The 3617-nt window shown below is 65.6% G+C and carries 6 protein-coding genes and 1 pseudogene; 3 read left to right on the top strand and 4 right to left on the bottom strand.

All coding sequences use genetic code 11. The features are described 5' to 3' along the window. Positions 1-580, top strand: a 580-nt coding sequence (locus VN856_RS07620; RefSeq protein ID WP_325687690.1) for an SAM-dependent methyltransferase, incomplete at its 5' end; no start/stop codon positions are given. Here the strand turns inward: VN856_RS07620 and VN856_RS07615 are convergent. Then, positions 546-1034: an aminoacyl-tRNA deacylase gene (locus tag VN856_RS07615; RefSeq protein WP_325687688.1), complete on the bottom strand. Its 489-nt coding sequence runs from the start codon at positions 1032-1034 to the stop codon at positions 546-548. The two genes, VN856_RS07620 and VN856_RS07615, sit on opposite strands and share 35 nt — an antisense overlap. Before the next feature lie 2 nt (positions 1035-1036). After that, positions 1037-1885, bottom strand: a complete 849-nt coding sequence (locus VN856_RS07610; RefSeq protein ID WP_325687686.1) for an NAD(P)-dependent oxidoreductase — start codon at positions 1883-1885, stop codon at positions 1037-1039. Between the two features lie 267 nt (positions 1886-2152). On the opposite strand from VN856_RS07610, the gene VN856_RS07605 reads away from it, so the two are divergent. Together VN856_RS07605 and rsrA are read left to right on the top strand one after the other, a co-directional pair. Then, entirely contained in the window at positions 2153-2830 is a 678-nt protein-coding gene (locus VN856_RS07605; RefSeq protein WP_325687694.1) for a sigma-70 family RNA polymerase sigma factor, read from the top strand. Between the two features lie 44 nt (positions 2831-2874). After that, the gene (gene rsrA, locus VN856_RS07600) at positions 2875-3129 is read left to right on the top strand and encodes a mycothiol system anti-sigma-R factor (protein WP_325687691.1); all 255 of its coding nucleotides are present in this window, start codon (positions 2875-2877) and stop codon (positions 3127-3129) included. Positions 3130-3225: 96 nt separating this feature from the next. Here rsrA and VN856_RS28860 read toward each other — a convergent pair whose 3' ends face one another. Both VN856_RS28860 and VN856_RS07595 read right to left on the bottom strand, forming a co-directional pair. Further along, positions 3226-3300, bottom strand: coding sequence for a 50S ribosomal protein bL37 (locus VN856_RS28860; protein ID WP_011728008.1), 75 nt, complete (start codon positions 3298-3300; stop codon positions 3226-3228). 66 nt (positions 3301-3366) lie between these two features. After that, positions 3367-3617, bottom strand: a pseudogene (locus VN856_RS07595) (hypothetical protein); the annotation flags it as partial.

The following is a 3617-nucleotide window of genomic DNA, read 5'->3' as shown; positions in this document are numbered from 1 at the left end:
TCGGGCCGCCGATGCTCCCGTGGTCCGGGCCGTGGCCGAACACCTGCCTATCGGCACACATGCCGTCGATGCGTCGATCGCGCTGCTGACCGTGCACCACTGGTCGGACCTGACTGCCGGAGTCCTCGAGATGATCCGGATCTCCCGTCAACGTGTCGTGATCCTCACCTGGGATGACACCGTCTTTGGGCAATTCTGGTTGCTGCGTGAGTATCTGCCCGCCGTCGCAGACACCGACGCGCGTCTGGCCGTGCCGATCTCCACACTGGTTTCGCTACTCGGCACGGTGTCAATCCAGACGGTGCCCGTACCGCACGACTGCGTCGACGGAGTCGGCGGAGCCTACTGGCGCCGCCCTGGTGCTTATCTCGAAGAGACCGTGCGAGCCGGGATGTCGATGTTCGCGCTGACACCGAAAGCGTTGCTGACAAAGGGATTAGAGCGGCTCAGCGCAGACCTTGCCAGCGGCGCCTGGGCGCGTCGGCATGCCGATCTTCTCGACATGCCTGAGCTCGATCTCGGATACCGGCTTCTCGTCTCGGATCTCAGACCTGAATCTCCGCCGTCACCGCGTCAGTGAGCGTGATCAGGTCGCCGGGTGCCACGGCGACGTCCCAGCCTCGGCGGCCCGCGCTGACGTACATCCGTTCCCAAGCCATGGCGCCGGAGTCGACGACCGTGGGTAACCGGGTGCGTTGGCCCAACGGCGACACCGCGCCCAGCACATAGCCCGTCGCCCGCTCGACGGCACGGCGGTCGGCCATGGTGGCTTTTCTCGCGCCCAACGCCGTGGCGGCCGCCTTCAGCGACAACCGCGCCAGCGCCGGCACGATCGCGACGGCCAACCCGTCGGGGACCGCGATGACCAGCGTCTTGTAGATCTGCCCAGAGTCGACGGCGCCGTCGCGCGTCAGGGCTTGAACGGCCTCGTCGGCGAAAATGTGTACGCGCGGATCGTGGTCGAACGTCACCACCTCGTGCGGCACGCCCGCGTCGATCAGCACCGCCAGCGCCGGAGTCGCCGCGCCGGCCACGACTACGGGCCGGAATACCCCGGCGGGTTGACGCCGTCCACCCAGAAGTCGACGCCGAGTGTGCCGCCCGGGACGCAGTTGTAGGTCGACAAGTCGCTGACGCCGGAGTCCAGCAGCACGTCCTCGCAGAGCAGGGTGTTGCCCGTGTAGTCGCGGGACGGCTTGTTGAGGATCACGTAGGCCGCGTCGGAGTAGATCTCCGGCTTGCGCGCCCGGCCCATCGCCTCGTCACCGCCGAGCAGGTTCTGCACCGCGGCGGTGGCCACCAGCGTGCGCGGCCACAGCGTGTTCGACGCAATGCCGTCTTCGCGCAGTTCCTCGGCGATACCCAGCGCGCACAGCGTCATGCCGAACTTGGCCATCATGTAGGCCGTCGGCTTCAGCCATTCCTTCCCGAGCAGGACCGGCGGGGACAACGTCAGGATGTGCGGGTTCTCCCGGCCCTTCATGTGCGGGATACACGCCTGGGACACGGCGTAGGTGCCGCGCACCTGGATACCGTTCATCAGGTCGAATCGCTTCATCGGCACCTCGGAGATGGATCCCAGGTTGATCGCCGACGCGTTGTTGACGCACATGTCGATGCCGCCGAACTGCTCGACGGCCTTGGTCACCGCCGATTCGACCGAATCCGGGTCGCGAACGTCGCCGACGATCGGCAGCGCCTGGCCGCCGGCCTCCTCGAGCTCCTTGGCCGCGGTGTAGACCGTGCCCGGCAACTTGGGGTGCGGTTCTGCGGTCTTGGCCACCAACGCGATGTTGGCGCCGTCCTGCGCGGCACGCTTGGCGATGGCCAGTCCGATTCCGCGGCTGGCACCGGAGATAAACATGGTCTTGCCCTTGAGTGACATGAGCGCCACAGTAACGCTGCTCACAGTGGCCCCGAATCGGCGGCCCGGATTGTGTCCAGCGCACAGGTGGAAATAGCGGGGTGATCGCTGCTGTTGACCCATGCGAAGCAGACAGTGTCAGTCGCAGCCTTTAGATTGGGAAAGGGGATCTCTGTGTCAACGGCGACGAGCCTCATTGGCGAAGAGCAGTTGGCCGGGTGCCAGACGGGTCCGGTGTTAATGGACCTGTTCACCGGCATCGCGACAGAAGGGACTGCGTTACCCACTATGGCCGACATAGATCGCGCGACCGAGCCGGAGACCGGGGACGTCGGTGACGTCTCTGACGGGTCCGAGCGCCGCCGCTCGAACGAGACCGACGCGGAGCTGACCGCGCGCTTCGAGCGTGACGCGATTCCGCTGCTGGACCAGCTCTACGGTGGAGCCCTGCGGATGACCCGCAACCCGGCCGACGCCGAGGACCTGCTGCAGGAAACCATGGTGAAGGCCTACGCGGGCTTCCGGTCCTTCAAAGAGGGGACCAACCTCAAAGCGTGGCTCTACCGGATCCTCACCAACACCTACATCAACAGCTATCGCAAGAAGCAGCGGCAGCCGGCCCAATATCCGACTGATGAGATCACCGACTGGCAGTTGGCCGCCACCGCCGAGCACTCCTCGACCGGGTTGCGGTCCGCCGAGGTCGAAGCGCTCGAGGCGTTACCTGACACCGAAATCAAAGAGGCCCTGCAGGCGCTGCCTGAGGAATTCCGGATGGCGGTCTACTACGCCGACGTCGAAGGTTTTCCCTACAAGGAAATCGCCGAGATCATGGACACTCCGATCGGGACGGTGATGTCGCGACTGCACCGCGGCCGCCGCCAACTGCGCGAGCTGTTGACCGACGTGGCCAAAGAGCGGGGATTCATTCGCGGTGGCCAGACGCCGGAGGAGGTGTCGTCGTGAGCGACTTTTCGTCGACGCCCAGGCCCGAGTCCGGTGCGGAGCCAATGCAGATCAAGGCGGAGTGTGCCGAGGTGATCGCCGAGGTATGGACCTTGCTCGATGGGGAGTGCACTCCGGAGACTCAGGACAAGCTCCGCAAACATCTCGAGGACTGCCCACCCTGCTTCCAGTTCTATGGGCTAGAGGAGCGGATCAAAGGCCTGATTGGCTCCAAGTGCCGAGGCGAGCGGGCTCCGGAGGGTCTGCTTGAGCGGCTACGGGTGGAGATCAGCCGAACCACTATCATCCGCGGCCGGTAGGCCCGGCCGCTTCACAAGCCAAACATTCAGACGCCATAAACAAAGGCGCGGGCCGCCTGTCGGACGGTCCGCGCCTTTGTTGAATTGAGCGGTTGGTTACGCGTTGGGCCGCTTGCCGTGATTGGCTTTGCTGTGCTTGCGGTCGCGCTTTTTCCGGCCTCGCTTGGCCATGACTGATCCTCCTTGAGTTCTGCTTGTCGATCAGTCTTTCATGCCGTTGGCGATGTCAGCCAATTGTCAGACCACCGGCACGTGCACCAGGGTGCCGCCGTTGGCGCCTGCCGACGAGACAGGACCCTGTTGGCCGGCCAGCGGGGCCTGCGTCGGCGCTACCGGGCCGAAGGCGCTGGGCGCCTGACCTGGTAACTGACCAGGTAGCCCGCCGGGGTAACCCGGGGTCTGGCCGGGCAACGTCTGGCCGGGAAGGCCGCCCGGCATCTGGCCGGGGAATCCGCCCGGGGTCTGCCCCGGAAGGCCGCCCGGATAAC

This window comes from Mycobacterium sp. (genome assembly GCF_035603715.1).
Taxonomy (GTDB): Bacteria; Actinomycetota; Actinomycetes; order Mycobacteriales; family Mycobacteriaceae; genus Mycobacterium.
This window is presented reverse-complemented; position numbering and strand designations above follow the sequence as displayed.

Coding starts and splice junctions, on each gene's coding strand:
- VN856_RS07610 (WP_325687686.1), bottom strand. CDS start 1,885: ATGTCACTCAAGGGCAAGACCATGTTTATCTCCGGTGCCAGCCGCGGA.
- VN856_RS07605 (WP_325687694.1), top strand. CDS start 2,153: ATGGCCGACATAGATCGCGCGACCGAGCCGGAGACCGGGGACGTCGGT.
- rsrA (WP_325687691.1), top strand. CDS start 2,875: ATGCAGATCAAGGCGGAGTGTGCCGAGGTGATCGCCGAGGTATGGACC.